This is a genomic window from Chitinophaga varians, assembly GCF_012641275.1.
Taxonomy (GTDB): Bacteria; Bacteroidota; Bacteroidia; order Chitinophagales; family Chitinophagaceae; genus Chitinophaga; species Chitinophaga varians_A.
Window position 1 is genome coordinate 1,955,359 of the sequence record NZ_JABAIA010000002.1, and the last position, 18,366, is coordinate 1,973,724.

Consider the following 18,366-nt stretch of genomic DNA (forward strand, 5'->3'; position numbering starts at 1 on the left):
AAATCGCCATCACAGTATGATTTCAAAAACTTTTATAGAGCGCAAGAATACTACGATAGTTATATCCATCATCCTGGTGATTGTAGGGTTGATCTGTATGTTTAACCTGCCTATTGCCCAGTTGCCCGATATTGCGCCACCCGTGACAGACGTGCGGGCTGTATATGTGGGCGCCAACTCCACCACAGTGGAAGAAACGGTGACCACGCCCATCGAAAACCAGGTGAACGGTACGCCCGGCGCCATGTACATACAGTCCGTAAGCGCCAACGACGGCTCCATGAGCATCACCGTAACGTTCAACCTCGGCACCGATCCCGATATCGCTACGCTCGACGTACAAAACAGGGTAAGCCTCGCACTCCCCAGTACGCCGGACGAAGTAAGGCGTGTAGGGGTGACCGTTAAAAAACGTTCCAATGACATGTTGATGGTGATCGGGCTTAACTCACCCAAAGGCAAACATACCCGTGAATTCCTCGACAACTACATCAATATCTATCTCAAACCGGAACTGGCCCGTATCGAAGGGGTCGGCGACGTGAACGTGTTCTCGCAGGACTATAGTATGCGTATATGGCTCAACCCCGACAAGATGGCGGCGCTCAACCTGACCGCTGCCGATGTTGCCCGGGCCATCACCGAACAGAACCAGCAGGTGCCCGCTGGTAGTATCGGGGCGCCGCCTATGTCACGCACACAGGCTTTTGAATATACGGTAAGCGTAAAAGGCCGCCTGGCCACTTCAGAAGAATTTGGCAACGTAGTGGTAGCGAAAAACCCGAACGGCGGCCTCGTTCGGCTGCGTGACGTGGCCCGCATCAACCTCGGCTCTTTCAGTTACGCCATCGACGCCAAAGCGGACGGTAAAACCGGTAGCGGTCTGGCCATCTACCTGGCGCCCGGCGCCAACGCGCTCAATGTGAACGACCGCGTGATCGCTAAAATGGAAGAACTAAGCAAGTCTTTTCCGGAAGACGTGAACTGGCTCATTCCTTTTGAAACGACTTCATTCGTAAAAATATCCATCAATGAGGTGATCCACACCTTCCTCGAAGCGCTCGCACTGGTGGTGATCGTGGTGTTTGTGTTCCTGCAAAACTGGCGTGCCACCATCATCCCGATATTGGTAATTCCCATCTCACTGATCGGTACCTTTATTTTCTTCCAGCTACTTGGGTTTTCCATCAACACCCTTACCCTCTTCGGTTTCGTACTGGCCATCGGTATCGTGGTGGACGACGCCATCGTGGTGGTGGAGGCGGTCCAGCACCATATAGATGCCGACCTGATGTCGCCACGGGAAGCTACTTTCAAGGCCATGTCTGAGGTGCAGGCGCCGGTAATCGCTATCGCGCTGATCCTCGCAGCGGTGTTTGTGCCGGTGGCATTTATTCCGGGGGTAAGCGGACGCTTGTACCAGCAGTTTGCGCTCACTATCGCGTTCTCTGTGTTGCTCTCGGCTTTCCTGGCGTTGACGCTCACGCCGGCGCTCACAGCCATTTTGCTGCGGCCGGCACATCTCACTAAAAAATCCCATGGGCTCAATAAGTTCTTTTATAAGTTCAACGAATGGTTTACCCGTGTTACCAACCGTTATGGCAACATGGTGATGCGTTCCATCCGTTTTACGCCGGTAGTGCTCATTTTGCTGGCCGTGTTGTTTGTCGCCGCTTTTTATCTTTTTAAGAAGACGCCCACCACCTTTGTACCCCAGGAAGACATGGGGGCCCTCTTTATCGCATTGGAACTGCCGGAAGCTTCTTCCACCGAACGAACGAAAGAAGTGGTGGATGAAATCGGAAATATCCTCAGCGCCGACAGCGCCGTTAACCACTTCTTCGGCATCACCGGGATGAACTTTGTGGCCAATGCGGTGAAACCCAACTCCGGCACCTTCTTCGTGAGCCTCAAACCATGGGACGAGCGCTATGCGCATGGAGACGATATCGGTAAGGTATTGGGCCGCATACAGGGAGCCGCTTCCCGTATCATAGGCGCCACTATCATTGCTATTCCGGCGCCCACACTGCGTGGTATGGGTACTTCGGGCGGTTTCTCGTTTGTGCTGGAACAGAAAAGCAATCCGGATATTAAGCAGTTCACCCAGGTAATGGGACAGTTCCTCATGGCCGCCAACCAGCGGCCGGAAATTGCGCGGGCCTACGCTTTCTTCAGCGCCAATACGCCGCAGTTCAATGTGGAAGTGGACAGGGACAAGTGTAAACAATTGGGCGTGGCCGTCAGCGACGTGTTCAATGCCTTGCAGACTTTCCTCGGCGGACTTTATGTCAACGACTTCACGCGTTTCAGTCGCAGTTTCCGCGTGGTGATGCAGGCAGACTCGCTATATCGCACCAGCATTGATAATCTCGCTACTTATTACGTCCGTAATAACCTGGGGCAGATGGTGCCGCTCAGCGCGCTCATCACCTCCAAAAAAGGCGCAGGCGCTCCGGTAATCAACCACTTTAACCTCTACCGCTCCGTGGAAATAGACGGGGACAGTAAAGTAGGCTACAGTAGCGGTGACGCCATCAAAGCCTTACAGGAAGTGGCTGCCAAGGTGTTGCCGGAAAATTTCGGTTACGAGTGGACCAACGTGTCGTTGCAGGAAATCAAAGCCGGTAACAGCAGTGTGTTGATATTCATGTTGTCTATCCTGTTTGTGTTCCTGCTGCTCACCGCCTTGTACGAGAGCTGGTCAGTGCCATTCTCCGTACTGCTGGCCGTACCGGTGGCGTTGTTTGGTTCCATCGCCGCGCTGGCGCTCACCAAACAGGCCAACAGCGTATATTCCCAGATTGGTCTGATCACGTTGATCGGTCTGGCCGCTAAAAACGCCATCCTGATCGTGGAGTTCTGCAAAGAGCGTGTAGACAGGGGGATGCCATTGCTGGATGCCACGCTGGAAGCCGTGAAGCTGCGTTTCAGGCCTATCCTGATGACATCCTTTGCTTTTATCCTTGGCGTGGTGCCGCTGTGTCTGGCGAAAGGCGCAGGCGCCGCTTCCCGTGTTAATATAGGCTTCACCGTTATTGGCGGGATGCTGGCCGCCACCATCCTCGGTGTGTTCACCGTTCCGGTATTGTATGTGCTCATCACCAAACTGGCTTACGGTAAAAAGAAACTGGCAGAGCTGGAAGCGCACGGCAATGAAGAAAAGAAACCCAAAGGTCTGGGTGAATAACATAGTTTTACCATGAAAAGTACAGAACGCTTCAGCAACAGGGTGGACAACTATGTAAAATACCGGCCGCATTACCCGGTAGCAATCATACCATACCTGGCTGCCGAAGCAGGGCTTACACAACAGTCAGTAGTAGTCGATATAGGCTCCGGTACCGGTATTTCTGCAGAACCTTTTCTGGACAACGGCAATGTCGTTTATGCCGTGGAGCCTAATAAGGAAATGCGGGAGGCTGCTGAAAAACTGCTGCAGCGGTATCCTAACTTCCGGAGTATAACGGGAACGGCAGAACGTACCACCCTGCCTTCTCGCTCAGCAGACCTGATCGTTGCCGGGCAGGCTTTTCACTGGTTCAATCAGGAAGCCGCCGGCGAAGAGTTCCGGCGTATCGCAAAAGAAAATGCCTGTGGCGTACTGATGTGGAACTTCCGGCAGATGAACACTCCCTTTGAACAAGCTTATGAAAACCTGCTGCATCAGCATGGGATTGACTATAAAGACATGAAACACCGGAATGTGGGGCCGGCACAGCTGGGCATCTTTTTTGCAGCAGGGACCTTCCGGGAGAAAACTTTTCAAAATGTGCAACGTTTTGATTTTCCTGCGCTGAAAGGGCTATTATCCTCTTCATCGTATATGCCGGATAAGACACATTCCGGTTATACGGCCATGGTAAAGGATCTGGAGGATATCTTTGAAAAGTACCAGGAAAACGGGATGGTCCTGTTCCGGTATGAAACAAAATTATACACAGGCTTAATAGCGCACACACGCTGAATGTGAAATTGTTTTCTATCTTTGCTGCCGTCAGAATAGTAGAACAGAAAATTGAAAAACCTTTAATAACCTGCTGAACACAGGTCTTTTTTATATGCCATATCTTATCAGGAGCAGCATCTCATGGCTGGCTTCCTTCCTCCGGCAATGAAAATACCTGAGTGGCACACACTATTATTAATCAAAACACTATGGGTTTTTGGGATAAAATAAAGATGGACCTGTCATGGTATAACGTTAGAAACGGCGTACCTACCGTACCCCGGGGCGGAAAAGGAAAGCTGTTGTTACTCGTTGTCCAAAGGGCTTTAAAAAGCGAGGCCTTCCATGCAGTGTTGTTATTCAGATTATGTAGTTACTTTCATAGTAAGCGGATAAAAATACTGACTTTTTATTATTCGAACCGCCTCCGGCGCCGTTACGGTTCTACGCTGGCGCATACTGCAGACATTGCCGGCGGGCTCCGTTTGCCACATCCCTACGGTGTGATCATTGGGGGGAATGTTAAAATAGGGGCTATGACCACCATCGGGCAGCATGTGACCCTCGGCGGAAATTTCGGAAAAACGAAAGGCAACAGGACCACCCCTGTAATAGGCAGCTGGTGTTTTATTTGTGCAGGCACAGTGATAGCAGGCCCTGTCACTGTAGGAGATGATGTGATCATCGGGGCCAACTCCACGGTGAGCAAAGATGTGCCGGACCATGTTATTGGCGGCGGTAATCCGTTTGTAATAGGTAAAGTGAAGGAACCGGGAACGGCGGTGGAACTGAACAAAATTCTGTATGCAAAATTTTATGGTTACCCCGATGAGGTGGTGAACAATATCGGTCTTCGGTAAAACTTAGTATAACCAACATAAAAAAGCGAAGGGACCTGGTCCCTTCGCTTTTTTATGTTTAATAATATCGTCGTCTTTTTAAATCAGGCTGTCAAATAATATTTCCACCGGATGCTGTGCTTTTACGCCGGTGCCGTCTTTCACCTGGTGGCGGCAGCTGGTGCCGGGAGCGGCTATCAGCGTACCGGTGGCGGCGTTGCGTACTGCCGGGAACAGCACCATTTCCCCGATCTGCATACTAAGGTCGTAATGCTCTTTTTCGTAACCGAAGGAGCCGGCCATACCGCAACAGCCGGAAGGGATTACCTCCACGGTGTAATGCTGCGGGATAGAGAGCATCTTTTTGCTGTGCAGCGCAGAGGACAGGGCTTTCTGCTGACAGTGCCCGTGCAGCTTGATCTGCTGCGGTTGCGTGGTGAACTGTGCTGCGGTAATATTTCCTTTCTCTGCTTCGCCGGCAATGAATTCATCGATCAGGAAACAGTTCTTTGCCAGTGTTTGCGCCTGCTGACGAAGGGTTTCGCGGACAAGGTCAGGGTATTCGTCGCGGAAGCTGAGGATGGCAGAAGGTTCTACGCCCAGCAGCGGAACGTTGTCGTTGATAACGGCACTGAATATACGAACATTCTCTTCTGCCAGTTCACGTGCCTTACGCAGCAGTCCTTTGGACATATACGCACGGGCGCTCTCCGGATGGTCGATCATTTTCACTTCATAGCCGAGGCGGTGCAGCAATTGCACGGCTTTAATGCCAACAGGCGTGTCGTTATAGTTGGTGAACTCATCACAGAAAAGATAAACGGTGCGGTTGCCGGCGCCTTGCTTTTCTTTTGGCCAGGTTTGCCGGAACCATTTCCGCAGCGTGGTATGGTGCAGTTCCGGCAGTGAGCGTTTGGACGCAAAACCGCTGAACTTGCGGATAATGCCGCCGGTAAAGCTGTTGTTGATCAGCCCATTGTAGATGCCTGGCGCAATAGCAGCGAGACCGGACAGTTTAGAGAAATTGCCGATCATTTTGGCCCGCAGGGGGACGCCGTTGGCGTCGTGGTAATGTTGCAGGAATTCCATCTTCAGTTTGGCCATGTCCACGTTGGACGGGCATTCTGACTTACAGCCCTTGCAGGCGAGGCAGAGGTCCAATACGTCGTAGATCTCTTTATGGTCGAAGCGGTTTTCTTTGGTGGAGTGCGTCAGGAACTCACGCAGGATGTTGGCCCTGGCGCGGGTGGTATCTTTTTCGTTGCGGGTGGCCATGTAGCTGGGGCACATGGTGCCGCCGCTGAGTGGTGTCTTGCGGCAGTCGCCGGAACCATTGCATTGCTCTGCGTGCTGCAGAATGGTCTGTTCCGGGAAATGGAAGATGGTATGGAAGTCCGGTGTTTTTTGTCCGGGCTCGTAGCGCAACATGCTGTTCATGGACGGTGTGTCCACGATTTTATGAGGATTGAAGATATTTTCAGGATCCCAGGTGTATTTGATCTGCCGCAGCAGTTCATAGTTTTTTTCGCCTACCATCTGGCGGATGAATTCTCCGCGCAGGCGGCCGTCGCCATGTTCACCGCTGAGAGAGCCGTTGTATTTTTTGACGAGGGTCGCGATTTCTTCCGCGATTTTTCTGAAAAGCTGATTGCCTTCTTCCGTTTTCAGGTTGATGATAGGGCGGAGGTGGATTTCGCCGCTGCCGGCGTGGGCGTAGTGAACCGCATGCAGGTTGTACTGCTGCAGGACCACGTTGAAGTCACGGATAAAATCGGGGAGGTCTTCCACGGCTACGGCGGTATCTTCAATTACCGGAACGGCCTTTTCGTCGCCGGGGAGGTTACTGAGCAGTCCCAGTCCCGCTTTGCGGAGGGTCCATATTTTTTTGGTATCGTCCCCGAAGAGGAGCGGGAAGTGGTAACCCAGTCCGGCGGCGCGCAGCTGGGCTTCCAGTCTGCCGGCTATTTCCTTCACTTCTTCGCGGGTGTTGCGGCAGAATTCCACCACGAGGATGGCGCCGGGATCTCCCTGTACGAAAAAGCGGTTTTTACGTTGTTCGATATTGTCTTTGGTGCATTCCAGGATGAAATGGTCTATCAGTTCGCTGGCGCTGGGTTTGTATTCCATCACCTGGATATTGGCCCGCAGGGATTCATCGACGCTGTTGAAATGGATGCACAATAAGCCGGTTTCTTTTGGGGGAAGCGGATCGATGTGCAGTTTTATTTCTGTGATAAATGCGAGGGTGCCTTCGGAGCCTGCGATGAGTTTGCAGAAGTTAAAATCTTCGGTGCCGGCGGTAAAGGGAGCTGTTTCCAGCAGCATGTCCACGGCGTAGCCGGTATTGCGGCGGGGGATGCTCTTCTTGGGAAATTCGCGGCGTATCTCCTCCTGGTTGCGATAGTCGCTGAGGGTGCTGCGTATCTGCCGGTAGATACGGGTCTCGAGCGTGTCGGGGCCTTCGCATTTGGCATGAAAGGCATCAGGACTGAGGGTGCTGAAGGTGACCTCTTCACCGTTGCTCAGTATTGCTTTTACTTCCAGCAGGTGTTCGCGGGTACTGCCGTACACAACGCTGTTGGAGCCACAGGAGTTGTTGCCCACCATCCCGCCAATCATGGCGCGGTTGGCGGTGGACGTTTCGGGGCCAAAATAAAAGCCGTACGGCTTCAGGTACATGTTCAGCTCGTCGCGGATGACGCCGGGCTGCACCCGTACCCAGTTTTCGGAAGTATTGAGTTCCAGTATTTTCGTGAAGTTGCGGGACACGTCGGTAATGATACCGTTGCCTACCACCTGGCCTGCCAGCGAGGTGCCTGCCGTGCGGGGTATCAGCGATGTTTTGTTGGTACGCGCAAAAGAGATGAGTTTCTTCAGGTCGTCTGTTGATTCAGGGATGGCCACGGCCAGCGGCATCTCACGGTATGCCGACGCATCGGTGGCATAGAGTGTCCGCATGGTATCGTCTGTATAAAGCGTTCCTTCCAGTTCCTGGGCCAATTGTTCCAGCTTTTCGCGCATCATGGTATGTACCGGGTTTAGAGAGGGCGAAATTAATATTTCAGTCCGGCTTTTTTATCTCTTGTAATGTATTCGTCAAAAAAAACACTATTCCTTTACAAATTGCGGCTTTTTTACCTGTAGCCCGCAGACGGCTTCTATTCTGTCGGCCAGGTAGGCGGCCAGGTCGGGCGACAGGGCTTCGTCGTGCATGTGCATGAAGAAATAGACTTCCTGTAAACCATTGTCCAGCCAGTATTTGATACGGTTGGCCCAGTCGTCGATACGGGTATAGTCGGTGGGATGCAGGCTGTTGCCCACAAAACGGATGAATATTTTGGGGATGGTCAGGTGCATATGGGCGCAGTCCCTTCTGCCGGCAGTATCAGTGATAATGGCGCCTACTTTCAGCTCCCGCAGTTTGTCAAACAGTTCCAGCCGGACGGCTTCATCTTCATACCATTCCTTATGCCTTACTTCCAGGAAAAACTGCAGGTCAGTAGGCAGTGAGGCCAGGTAATCGTATAGGGCTTGCCGTTTGGCGGGGCCGTACTTGTCGCTCAGCTGCAGGAAGATAGGTCCCAGGTGTTTGCCGAAGGCCAGCACGCCTTCCAGGAAAGAAGTGGTCCTGGGGCCGGCCGTAGCAGGACTGAGATTGCTGAAATGGCTGATGGCCTGTGGTACTTTGGGACAGAATTTAAACTCCAGGCCTTTGGCCGATGCGTCCCATTTGGAGATGGTGTCCGGCCCGTAGATCTGGTAGTGGGTGGCATTGAGCTCAATGCTGTTGAAATGGCGCACATATTCCGGAAGGAAAAGGGCTTCTTTGGTGCCTTTGGGATATATTTTCCCGATCCATTCCTTGCGTCCCCATTTGGCGCAGCCCAGCCAGGCCTGCGGTTTCTTAACGGGCTTGCCTTTCAGCACTTTCTTGTTGAAAAGCGGTTCAGCGGGCAGTTTGAAGTCCAGTTCTTCCAGCTCCGCAGGTGTAACACGGCCAAAATCCATAACAGGAGGTTTTAACGGATGCACATGACAATCACCGGTAAAGGATAAGTGTAGGTACTGCAAATATACTAAAAGCCGGGGGCTGCGGCGGTAAAACACACTGCTAAAATAAAATGGCCGAAACCCTTTGTTTTCTTGTTTTTACCAATTAACTTAAATTAGATTATCAATTATTTAGCATGGAGATTTTACACGTTAGCGCGGAATGTTACCCGGTAGCCAAAGTAGGTGGGCTCGGTGACGTGGTAGGGGCATTGCCCAAATACCAATACGAGCTGGGAGCCATCGCCAAAGTGGTGGTGCCGGCCTACAGGAACAAATATTATGATACGCATGAATTTGACGTGGTGCACCAGGCTGGCATGTGGCTGGGACACGACTGGTACCATTTCAATGTTTTAAAGGAGCGCAACAATGAACTGGGCTTCGATTTATACCTGGTAGACATCCCCGGCCTGCTGGACACCCCCGGGGTATACGGTTACCCTAATGACACCGAGCGTTTCCTCGCTTTCCAGATCGCTGTGCTGGACTGGGTCAACGAGTGGAACCATCAGCCGGACGTAATTCACTGTCATGATCATCATACCGGCCTGATTCCTTTTCTGATGAGCTACGGCTACAAGTATGAGCGCATGAAGGAAGTCCCCTCCGTGCTGACTATTCATAATGCCCAGTATCAGGGCCAGTTTGGATGGGACAGGCTGTACCTCATCCCGTCTTTCGACTTGTGGAAGGCCGGCCTGTTGGACTGGGGCGGGGCCATCAATCCGCTGGCCGCTGCTATCAAATGTGCCTGGCGCGTAACCACCGTATCGCCGGGTTACCTGGAAGAACTGTATCAGAACGCTAACGGCCTCGAATGGCTGATCACCCACGAAAAAGCCAAAACGGCGGGCATCATCAATGGTATCGATACGGCCGTATGGGACCCGGAAACGGACCATATGGTACAGGCCAACTATGACCTGGAGACGGTAGCACAGGGAAAGAAAGAAAACAAACAGGCCCTCTGTGAACGGTTCGGTTTCGATGTCTCGCTGCCGTTGGTATCCTTTATTGGCCGGCTGGTAGGAGATAAGGGCGCCGATCTGTTGCCTGAGATCATTGGCCGCTCTTTGCATGAACTGCCAGGTGAGGTAAACTTCCTCGTACTGGGTAGCGGAGATCCACATGTGGAATGGTCACTACAACAAACCCGGCATGACGTAAGCTATGGGTTTAATCTCCATATTGGCTACAACGAAGCACTGTCACACCTGATATATGCCGGCAGCGATTTTCTGCTGATGCCGTCCAGAGTAGAGCCATGCGGGTTAAACCAGCTCTATGCCCTGCGTTACGGAACGGTGCCCATGGTCCGCAGTACCGGCGGATTAAAAGATACCGTGACCGATTTTGGAGATCCCGGCGGTTTTGGCATACGTTTTAATCAGGCAGGGGTATGGGACGCCTGTTACTCCGTAAAACGTGCAGTGGAACTGTTCAACGATACCGCCCACCTGTCGGAAATCCGCCTGCGTGGCATGCGGCTCAATCACTCGTGGGGACGCTCGGCCCAACAGTACCTCGATGTCTACCAGAGCATGAAAGGCTAAATCATTATTATAACGCACTGCGAATTCATAATCTAAACCAACGTCCACACTATGACTAAAGATGTTATATCCATTATTCTCGGAGGCGGTGCAGGTACCCGCTTATATCCCCTTACCCGCCGCAGGTCTAAACCGGCCGTGCCCCTTGCCGGTAAATACAGACTGGTGGATATTCCCATCTCCAACTGCCTGAACGCGGAACTGAACCGTATTTTCGTTTTAACCCAGTTCAACTCCGCCTCGCTTAACAAACACATCAAAAACTCCTACCATTTCAGTCATTTCGACAAAGGGTTTGTAGACATCCTGGCTGCGGAACAAACCCCTGATAACCCTACGTGGTACCAGGGCACCGCAGACGCCGTAAGGCAGTGTTTGCACCATGTGGAGAATTTCGATTTTAAATATGTGCTGATCCTCTCCGGTGACCAGTTGTACCAGATGGATTTCAGGGACATGATCCAGCATCACATAGAAACCGGTGCCGAAATTTCGATTGCCACTATCCCGGTATCGGCCAAAGATGCTTCGGATTTTGGTATCCTGAAAACCGATGATTCCGGCGCCATCGTTTCCTTTACAGAGAAGCCGTCACAAGACGTGCTGCCACCATGGGCCTCCGAAGTTAGTGAAGAGATGAAAAATGCAGGACGGGTATACCTTGCCAGTATGGGCATCTATATCTTCAGCCGCGACGTGCTCTTCAATATGCTGGGCAAACAACCCGAAGCGGCCGACTTCGGCAAACAGGTCATCCCGGAAGCGATAGAGGCCAAAGCGCGTGTATTCAGCTATCAGTATGAAGGCTACTGGACCGACATCGGTAATATCTCCTCTTTCTGGGAAGCCAATATAGGGCTCACAGATGATATCCCGCAGTTTAACCTCTTCAACGAATCACAGACCATCTACTCCAGGGCCAGGATGCTTCCCCCCGCCAAAATATCCGGTACCATGGAGAAAACAATCATCGCCGATGGTTGTATTATTATGGCAAGCCGGTTGGAGCGCTGCGTGGTAGGTATCCGTACCCGCATCGGCAAAGGCTCGGTCATCTCCAACACCTATATCATGGGAAGCGACTATTACCAGACCCTCGACGAACTGGACAGGGCCAGTGCTGAAGGCCGCCCACCAATGGGGATAGGTGAAAACTGCGTGATCGACAAGGCTATCATTGATAAGAACTGCAGTATCGGAAACAACGTACATATCAAAGGCGGAGACCATCTGCCGGATGGAGACTTTGAAAAATATACGGTGAAAGACGGCATTGTTGTTGTTAAAAAAGGAGTAGTCCTGCCGGACGGATTCAATATCTAACAAAACAATACACATGCGACTGTCAATTGAGCGGAAACCTACCAAGATATATCCTGATCTGAAAAGAGTGGTTGCCAGGTTTTTTTTCAATGGCGAAGCCAGGGCCAAGTCTATTATCCAACATGTTGCTGCCATGACCGATGATCAGGTGGAGGTAACGATAACGCCTATACTGAGAGAATTCTCCCGGCGTCATCGTAACATCACCCGTATTTTTGAAAAACATGCAGACAGGATCAGGCACCTTTTTGCTGCGGTGCAGGTCAACTATGATGAACTGTCCCTGAAAAGAAAACTGTTGACAGGCTCGTATTTTACCAATGAATATTCAATTGAATCTGCTGCCTTTTTTAATCCGTCGATGATTGAAGATGTGGACCAGAGCGGACTGGAAGAAGGAGAGAAAAGAGTGATCCTCAGCTTCCGTGCCGTAGGTGAAGGGCATATCTCATCTATCGCTTTCCGCAGCGGTATCATCGACCGAAACAACCAGATTTCCCTGCAAACAGCCGGCAACTATGTGGATGAAGCGGAGGTGATCCGCAACGCCATGTATAAGAAAGATACCTTCTTTCAGAACGCTGTCTCCATCAAACTGCCGGACCCGGTAATGCTGGAGGTGATGAACAGTCTCTCGGACGAGTTTGAGTACATGTCGCTTAAAAAGGTCATCCGTGAAATGCAGCAGCGCTATCAGGTCGATCATCTCGTGAAAAAAGCGCTGGAAAGGCTGCTTTGGCTGGCGGATTCGTATTATGAACTGAATTTTTCCCTTGATACGGATATTTCCGACCGCGTGATCTTCCCTTACTCCGACGCGGAAAGCAGGGGGATTGAAGATGCCCGCTTCGTGAAATACAGGGATGAAGACGGCAGCATTACCTATTACGCTACCTATACGGCGTTTGACGGGGTGGCTATTCAACCCAAATTATTGTCTACCGAAGATTTCTATAACTTTAAAATTATGCCCTTGTATGGAGAAGGGGCCCAGAATAAAAACCTGGCCCTCTTCCCCCGCAAGATCAAAGGGAAATATGTGATGATATCCCGTATTGACGGTATCAACGGGTATATCATGTATTCCGATAAAATCAATATCTGGGAAAACCCGCAAATACTGCAAACCCCCAAATACCCCTGGGAGTTTGTACAGGTGGGCAACTGCGGATCGCCCATAGAAACGCCGGAAGGCTGGCTGGTGATCACCCACGGGGTAGGCCCTATGCGTACCTATTGTGTTGGGGCCAGCCTGCTGGACCTCGAAGATCCCGGCACAGAGATCGGCCGTCTGAAGGAGCCACTGCTTATGCCCAACAAAGACGAAAGGGAAGGATATGTGCCTAACGTGCTTTATTCCTGCGGCTCCATTGTACACAACGAAGAGCTGATCATCCCTTACGGTCTGTCTGACTATGCGTCCGGCTTTGCCACTGTCAATCTCGAAAAGCTGCTGGCGCAGATCAAGGCGGATGGCGCATAACCTCACCCGATAGAACGGTATACTTTCAGATAATCTTCCGTCATCCTGCCGGTGGTGAAATTTTCCTGTGCATGCAGATGGCAGGCATAGCGGTCTATTTGCTTCAAAGATTCCACAGCTGCAACGGCATCGTTTACTGTATGGACCAGGAAACCGGTGCGCCCGTCCTGTATCAGCTCCGGCATAGAGCCTCTGTTGAATGCTATCACCGGCGTGCCGCATAACATGGCTTCCGCTACGCTCAGCCCGAAAGGTTCATCGAAATGTATCGGGTGCAGCAGTGCGCTGGCCCTGCCAAGCAGTTCGCTGCGGGCTGCACCGCCCACGGGGCCCAGGTACCGGATTTGGTCATCATCTATATAAGGTCTCACCATTTCATCAAAATATTCTTTTTGCTGGATGATGCCGGCTATCAGCAGCTGGCGGTTTGTTTGCAGGGCTATCTGTATAGCGTCGTACGTGCCTTTGTCGGGATGGATGCGGCCATAGTACAGCAGGTAATCGTCCGGCGCAGGCGTGAAGGCAAAATCTTCCGGCCTGACGCCGTTGTATATAGTGGCTTTGTAGTGCAGGGAAGGGTGCCTGTTGGCGTTGCTGATGGCCACATAATGGCCCACATGATTGTAACGCTGGTATACCGGAACAATCTTTTCTGACGAAAAACCGTGGATGGTGGTGACCATCGGTGTGCCAATGAGGCGGGAATAGGTGAGTGGCAGAAAGTCGAAATGATTGTGGATGATATCAAAATGATGCGCCTGTTCCATCAGGTAGCTGATATGCATGCACTCATTGACTTTAGCGTCTGCATGACGGTCTTCCTCGTAGCCCTGCGGGCAGGTCCATGCCAGTTTGCCCTGTGTGAGTGAGTCGCCGGTGGCAAAGAGGGTAACGTCTGCGCCACGGGCTATCAGGCCTTCAGCAAGGTTGGAGGCCATTTGTTCCCAGGGGCCATAGTGCCGGGGCGGTGTCCGCCAGGCTACAGGCGAAAGAATTGCGATCTTCATAGTGTTCCGGTTTCCGATCCGGTATCATGGCAAATTCTAATCCATAATCATCCGCCCATCAAATTTCATCGGTAAAAATCCTTAAATCACTTTTTCTTCTCTAACTTCGTACATTCAAAAGTTTCGATGTATTCAGATATATCGCTACTTTTATTGATCATTTGTAATTCGACACGTAATATGCTCGAGTATATTCCTTACGGGAAGACAGGCTATTTTAATCAGCTGGTAACAGATTTTTTAGCAGACGCGCCACAGATCAGACCTTTCTATACCTATTCCTCCGTTCGTCCGGATTTTACAGCCGCTATAGCCGCGAGGCAACAGTTTAACACCCCGAGAGCTGCGCTGGTAGCTGCATTGCAGCAACAATACGAAACGCTGCAACCGATGCAGGCCGTCCAGGATAATATCGCCCGGCTCGCCGATCCACAGACCTTTACGGTGACCACCGCTCACCAACCCAATATATTTACCGGTTACCTGTATTTTGTATATAAGATACTGCAAGCCGTCAAACTATGCCAGGAGCTGCAACAGCAGTATCCGCAGCATCATTTTGTGCCGGTATACTATATGGGCAGCGAAGACGCTGATCTTGATGAACTGGGCAGCATTTACCTGGAAGGCAAAACCCTTACCTGGGCTGCAGGCCAGCAGGGCGCTGTAGGACGTATGCACCCCGATGGGCTGGAGCAGCTGATCGGACAGATAAAAGATACACTGGGGTACTCGCCCCACGCGGGAGAGCTGATAACGTTGCTGCAGAAAGCTTACCTGGAACACCGTAATATCCAGGAGGCCACGCTTTACCTTGTGCACGCCTTGTTTGGACGTTACGGGCTGGTGGTGCTGGTACCTGACAGCCCTGCCTTGAAACGCCTCTATATTCCGGTGATGAAAGATGAACTGTTTCATCAGGCATCACACCATATCGTTAACAATACCCTGGAACAACTGGGGGCGCATTATAAAGTGCAGGCCAATCCCCGCGAGATCAACCTGTTTTACCTGCAGGATGGTATGCGTGAACGTATTGTTCAGGAGGGCGACCAGTGGAAAGTATTACACACCTCGTTGAAATTTGACGCTGCCGGCCTCGAAAAAGAGCTGGACGCACATCCGGAACGCTTCAGCCCTAACGTTATTTTGCGGGGCATGTTCCAGGAAACGATCCTGCCTAACATCGCTTTCATCGGTGGCGGCGGCGAAATCGCCTACTGGATGGAGCTGAAAGCACTGTTTGCCCACTACGGCGTGCCTTATCCGGTATTGCTGTTACGCAATTCCCTGCTGCTGACCGATGAACTGTCGGCCCGGCGGCTCGATAAACTGGGCATCACTACGGCTGAATTGTTTGCCACCACCGACGATATCGTGAACGCCTATGTGAAAAAACATACCAATGCGGCACTGGTGCTGAAAGATGAATATGCGGCCATTGAAAAACTGTATGACAGCCTTGAAGAAAAGGCCCGTAGCATAGATGTCACACTGGTGGCCAGTGTGGGCGCGGAAAGAAGCCGTGCGCTGAAGTCCGTCGGAAAACTGGAACACAAATTCCTCCGGGCGGAAAAGAAAAAATTCGCATGGCAGACAGACCAGATCAAACAGGTGAAAAATAAACTGTTCCCCGGAGGATCATTGCAGGAGCGCAAAGAGAATTTTATGCCCTGGTACGCAACAGAAGGCCCGGCTTTCCTGGACAGGGTGCTGGCTGCATTGACGCCGGTGACAGACCAGTTTACGATAGTACGCTAGTTATTTGTCGATATATAAAAAGCCCCGGGTCATTCACGGCCCGGGGCTTTTTTATAATTGGAAATATCAATCAGCTTAACGCTTTACCCATATCCTTTACCAACGACAGAATTGCCTGCAGCTGGTCATGTACTTGTTTGGTTTCCAGCATTTCGTCACGGACAGGCGTAGCGCCTTTGCCTTCGTTGATTTCGAGCTGGCGCAGATGTACGAGGTTATGCAGATGCTCGTCCAGTGTGTCGAAAGCATGAATAGGTGGTTCCAGTTGCGCCTGGCTGCGGGTGGCAGGGTCTATCATGAGATAGAGCTGGTCAATGTACCGCAGCAGGTAGGTAGTGATTTCCTTGTATTCCGGCCTGGGGAACTGCACGCCGTGATGCATGCTGTATGCCGCCAGCGCGGCGATATGTGAGGTGAGGGTATGGTTCAGCACTACAAAGTGATACACCTCTGATGCATTTTTCTGTTTGCTTTTGGGTTCAGAGAGCATGCGCTGGAACGCGGCCATCATATTGGCGGTGCTGACATAAGTGTCTTTGCGGGCCAGTTTAAAATCCATTATGGTATTGGTTTCACCGGCATATACCCTTAATACCAGTTCAAAGTATTTGCGGTTGGAGAGCAACATTTTCTGCATATATCCCGGCAGGGTGTTATGTTCCCAGGAGGGCCACAGCAGCATGTTGGCGAAGAAGGCGATGCCCCCGCCGATGAAAGTGTCGAGTACCCTCTGGGTGGCGTTGTACAGATCTGACGGGTGCAGGAAATGCAGCAGGAAGATGATGAACGGTGTCACAAAGAAAACGCTGAGCGTATACTGGAAGCTCATAAAGCTGTAGGCGCCCAGGATACAAAGCAGCATACTGATGAAGATCACCGTGTCGTTATGGGTGATATACAGCAGCCCGGCAGCGAAAAGCGCGCCCAGTACTGTGCCGATAAGGCGTTGTATGCTGCGTGAGCGGGTGAGCCCGAAGCCGGGTTTGAGGATCACTACGATGGTCAGCAATATCCAGTACACCCTGTCGAGGTGCAGGGCCAGTCCCAGCAGGTAACCCGTCACGGTGGCGAGGCTTACGCGGATGGCATGCCGGAAAATATGGGATTTGAAAGTGAGGTTGTCGCGGAATGTTTCCAGGTCATATTTCTGGCGGGTGGTAAATTTCGACAGTTCCAGTTTGGGATCGATGGTCTCATCTTTCAGGCGTTCCAGCCGGGTAAGGCGGTGCAGGTTGTAGATACGTTGCGCCATGTCCTGGAGGTTCTGCAGAATGTTGGTCAGTGGGATGGTCCGTGTCCTTTCCGCCAGGGTGGGGAGCTTCAGGGTGATGTCGGCAATCGCTTTTTTCACCTTTTCCATCTCATATTTAAGATTGGTCTTAGGCAGGGAGCGCTGTCCCGCCGCAACAGCCAGCCCGATATTTTCCAGTTCTTCTACAAATTCGGTGATCAGCGCATGGAATTTCCGGAGGATATCGTCCTGTTTGAAATCCCGTTGCAGGGCGTTGTAGTCCGTCTGGGAGGCCATGATCTGCTCCTGCAGGTCCACCATGTCCAGGAAGATAAGCACCATGCTTTTGTTGATGCTGGTGGTGCCTTGTTGGGCGGAACGTCTTTTTAATAACAGTTCCCGTACGTTTTCCTGTTTTTCGTTGACGATGACCTGTTGGGCCAGCACGGCTTTATAGTTGGCGGCCACATCTACGCCGGGGGTATAGAAGTTGGAGCGGAGCTCAAGATAACGGGCGGTCTGTTGTATACAATCGCCCAGTGCCTGTTGTACGTTGAGATAGGGGCGTATCTGCCATAGTATCAGCGCCAGCAGGGCGTACCAGATACTGCCCAGCAGCACCATGGAAGCATAGACCACTGCCATGCCCGGTGTCAGGTTGGATTCACCGAGGATAGACACGAGGATGAGCAGACAGCCCGTACCGATATTGCCGCCCCGGTTGCCATATACGAGCATCATGGCAAAAACAAAACAACACGCTACGATCCACAAGGCCATCAGGAAAGGATAGGGAAGCAGCAATCCGGTGCCTATGGCTGTCAGGAAAATGAGGCCGGTGCTGATGATAAGGCCATTGCGTTTATGTACAATGGTGCCGGGCACATCACTGAGGGCCGTACACAAAGCGCCCATCGACATGGCAATGCCCAGCCCTAATTGCCCGATGGCGGCAAAAATCAGGGAGGGGACCACCACACTGATGGTGGTGCGCATGCCGTTGCTAAAATGATAACTGTAAAGGAAACTCTTGATATCGTTGATCCGCTGTTCTATTCGCAAACGTTAATCGGTTTTTGGAGCACAAAGATACAAGGCAATTACGAATTACAAATTACGAATTACGAATGGAGGGCTGTCTTATGGAACGGCTACTTATTGACCGCT

At 51.6% G+C, this 18,366-nt stretch carries 11 protein-coding genes; 7 read left to right on the plus strand and 4 right to left on the minus strand.

What is annotated here, in order from left to right; translation table 11 throughout:
- Window positions 1–16: 16 nt before the first annotated feature.
- The 3 genes from HGH92_RS22710 to HGH92_RS22720 all read left to right on the plus strand — a co-directional run bounded on the left by HGH92_RS22710 (window position 17) and on the right by HGH92_RS22720 (window position 4,809).
- A complete protein-coding gene (locus tag HGH92_RS22710) occupies window positions 17–3,190 on the plus strand; it encodes an efflux RND transporter permease subunit (protein WP_168873025.1) in 3,174 nt (1,057 codons plus the stop codon).
- A gap of 12 nt (window positions 3,191–3,202) precedes the next feature.
- Window positions 3,203–3,967 carry a class I SAM-dependent methyltransferase gene (locus HGH92_RS22715; RefSeq protein WP_168873026.1) on the plus strand — a complete coding sequence of 255 codons (765 nt, stop codon included), beginning with the start codon at window positions 3,203–3,205 and terminating at the stop codon, window positions 3,965–3,967.
- 191 nt (window positions 3,968–4,158) lie between these two features.
- A complete protein-coding gene (locus tag HGH92_RS22720) occupies window positions 4,159–4,809 on the plus strand; it encodes a serine O-acetyltransferase (protein WP_168873027.1) in 651 nt (216 codons plus the stop codon).
- Between the two features lie 78 nt (window positions 4,810–4,887).
- On the opposite strand, the gene HGH92_RS22725 is transcribed toward HGH92_RS22720, so the two are convergent.
- Window positions 4,888–7,812 (minus strand): FAD-binding and (Fe-S)-binding domain-containing protein, encoded by a 2,925-nt coding sequence (locus HGH92_RS22725; protein WP_317166439.1) that lies wholly within the window; start codon window positions 7,810–7,812, stop codon window positions 4,888–4,890.
- Between the two features lie 84 nt (window positions 7,813–7,896).
- Window positions 7,897–8,796: a DUF72 domain-containing protein gene (locus tag HGH92_RS22730; RefSeq protein ID WP_168873028.1), complete on the minus strand. Its 900-nt coding sequence runs from the start codon at window positions 8,794–8,796 to the stop codon at window positions 7,897–7,899.
- Window positions 8,797–8,975: 179 nt separating this feature from the next.
- Here HGH92_RS22730 and HGH92_RS22735 point away from each other — a divergent pair, with 179 nt between their 5' ends.
- From HGH92_RS22735 to HGH92_RS22745, 3 genes are read left to right on the plus strand one after another with little or no spacing between them, the layout of a single operon-like run.
- Window positions 8,976–10,394 carry a glycogen synthase gene (locus HGH92_RS22735; RefSeq protein ID WP_168873029.1) on the plus strand — a complete coding sequence of 473 codons (1,419 nt, stop codon included), beginning with the start codon at window positions 8,976–8,978 and terminating at the stop codon, window positions 10,392–10,394.
- Between the two features lie 51 nt (window positions 10,395–10,445).
- On the plus strand, window positions 10,446–11,717 hold the full coding sequence (locus HGH92_RS22740; RefSeq protein WP_168873030.1) for a glucose-1-phosphate adenylyltransferase: 1,272 nt from the start codon (window positions 10,446–10,448) through the stop codon (window positions 11,715–11,717).
- Window positions 11,718–11,730: 13 nt separating this feature from the next.
- Window positions 11,731–13,200: a glycoside hydrolase family 130 protein gene (locus HGH92_RS22745; RefSeq protein WP_168873031.1), complete on the plus strand. Its 1,470-nt coding sequence runs from the start codon at window positions 11,731–11,733 to the stop codon at window positions 13,198–13,200.
- Window positions 13,201–13,202: 2 nt separating this feature from the next.
- On the opposite strand, the gene HGH92_RS22750 is transcribed toward HGH92_RS22745, so the two are convergent.
- Window positions 13,203–14,207, minus strand: a complete 1,005-nt coding sequence (locus HGH92_RS22750) for a glycosyltransferase family 4 protein (protein ID WP_168873032.1) — start codon at window positions 14,205–14,207, stop codon at window positions 13,203–13,205.
- A 180-nt stretch (window positions 14,208–14,387) separates the two neighbouring features.
- On the opposite strand from HGH92_RS22750, the gene bshC reads away from it, so the two are divergent.
- Window positions 14,388–15,968 (plus strand): bacillithiol biosynthesis cysteine-adding enzyme BshC, encoded by a 1,581-nt coding sequence (gene bshC, locus HGH92_RS22755; RefSeq protein ID WP_168873033.1) that lies wholly within the window; start codon window positions 14,388–14,390, stop codon window positions 15,966–15,968.
- Window positions 15,969–16,038: 70 nt separating this feature from the next.
- On the opposite strand, the gene HGH92_RS22760 is transcribed toward bshC, so the two are convergent.
- Window positions 16,039–18,261, minus strand: a complete 2,223-nt coding sequence (locus HGH92_RS22760) for an FUSC family protein (RefSeq protein ID WP_168873034.1) — start codon at window positions 18,259–18,261, stop codon at window positions 16,039–16,041.
- Window positions 18,262–18,366: the final 105 nt, after the last annotated feature.

Excerpts from the sequence above, each read along its gene's own strand:
- HGH92_RS22710 (WP_168873025.1), top strand. The coding sequence starts at position 17 with ATGATTTCAAAAACTTTTATAGAGCGCAAGAATACTACGATAGTTATA.
- HGH92_RS22715 (WP_168873026.1), top strand. The coding sequence starts at position 3,203 with ATGAAAAGTACAGAACGCTTCAGCAACAGGGTGGACAACTATGTAAAA.
- HGH92_RS22720 (WP_168873027.1), top strand. The coding sequence starts at position 4,159 with ATGGGTTTTTGGGATAAAATAAAGATGGACCTGTCATGGTATAACGTT.
- HGH92_RS22725 (WP_317166439.1), bottom strand. The coding sequence starts at position 7,812 with ATGATGCGCGAAAAGCTGGAACAATTGGCCCAGGAACTGGAAGGAACG.
- HGH92_RS22730 (WP_168873028.1), bottom strand. The coding sequence starts at position 8,796 with ATGGATTTTGGCCGTGTTACACCTGCGGAGCTGGAAGAACTGGACTTC.
- HGH92_RS22735 (WP_168873029.1), top strand. The coding sequence starts at position 8,976 with ATGGAGATTTTACACGTTAGCGCGGAATGTTACCCGGTAGCCAAAGTA.
- HGH92_RS22740 (WP_168873030.1), top strand. The coding sequence starts at position 10,446 with ATGACTAAAGATGTTATATCCATTATTCTCGGAGGCGGTGCAGGTACC.
- HGH92_RS22745 (WP_168873031.1), top strand. The coding sequence starts at position 11,731 with ATGCGACTGTCAATTGAGCGGAAACCTACCAAGATATATCCTGATCTG.
- HGH92_RS22750 (WP_168873032.1), bottom strand. The coding sequence starts at position 14,207 with ATGAAGATCGCAATTCTTTCGCCTGTAGCCTGGCGGACACCGCCCCGG.
- bshC (WP_168873033.1), top strand. The coding sequence starts at position 14,388 with ATGCTCGAGTATATTCCTTACGGGAAGACAGGCTATTTTAATCAGCTG.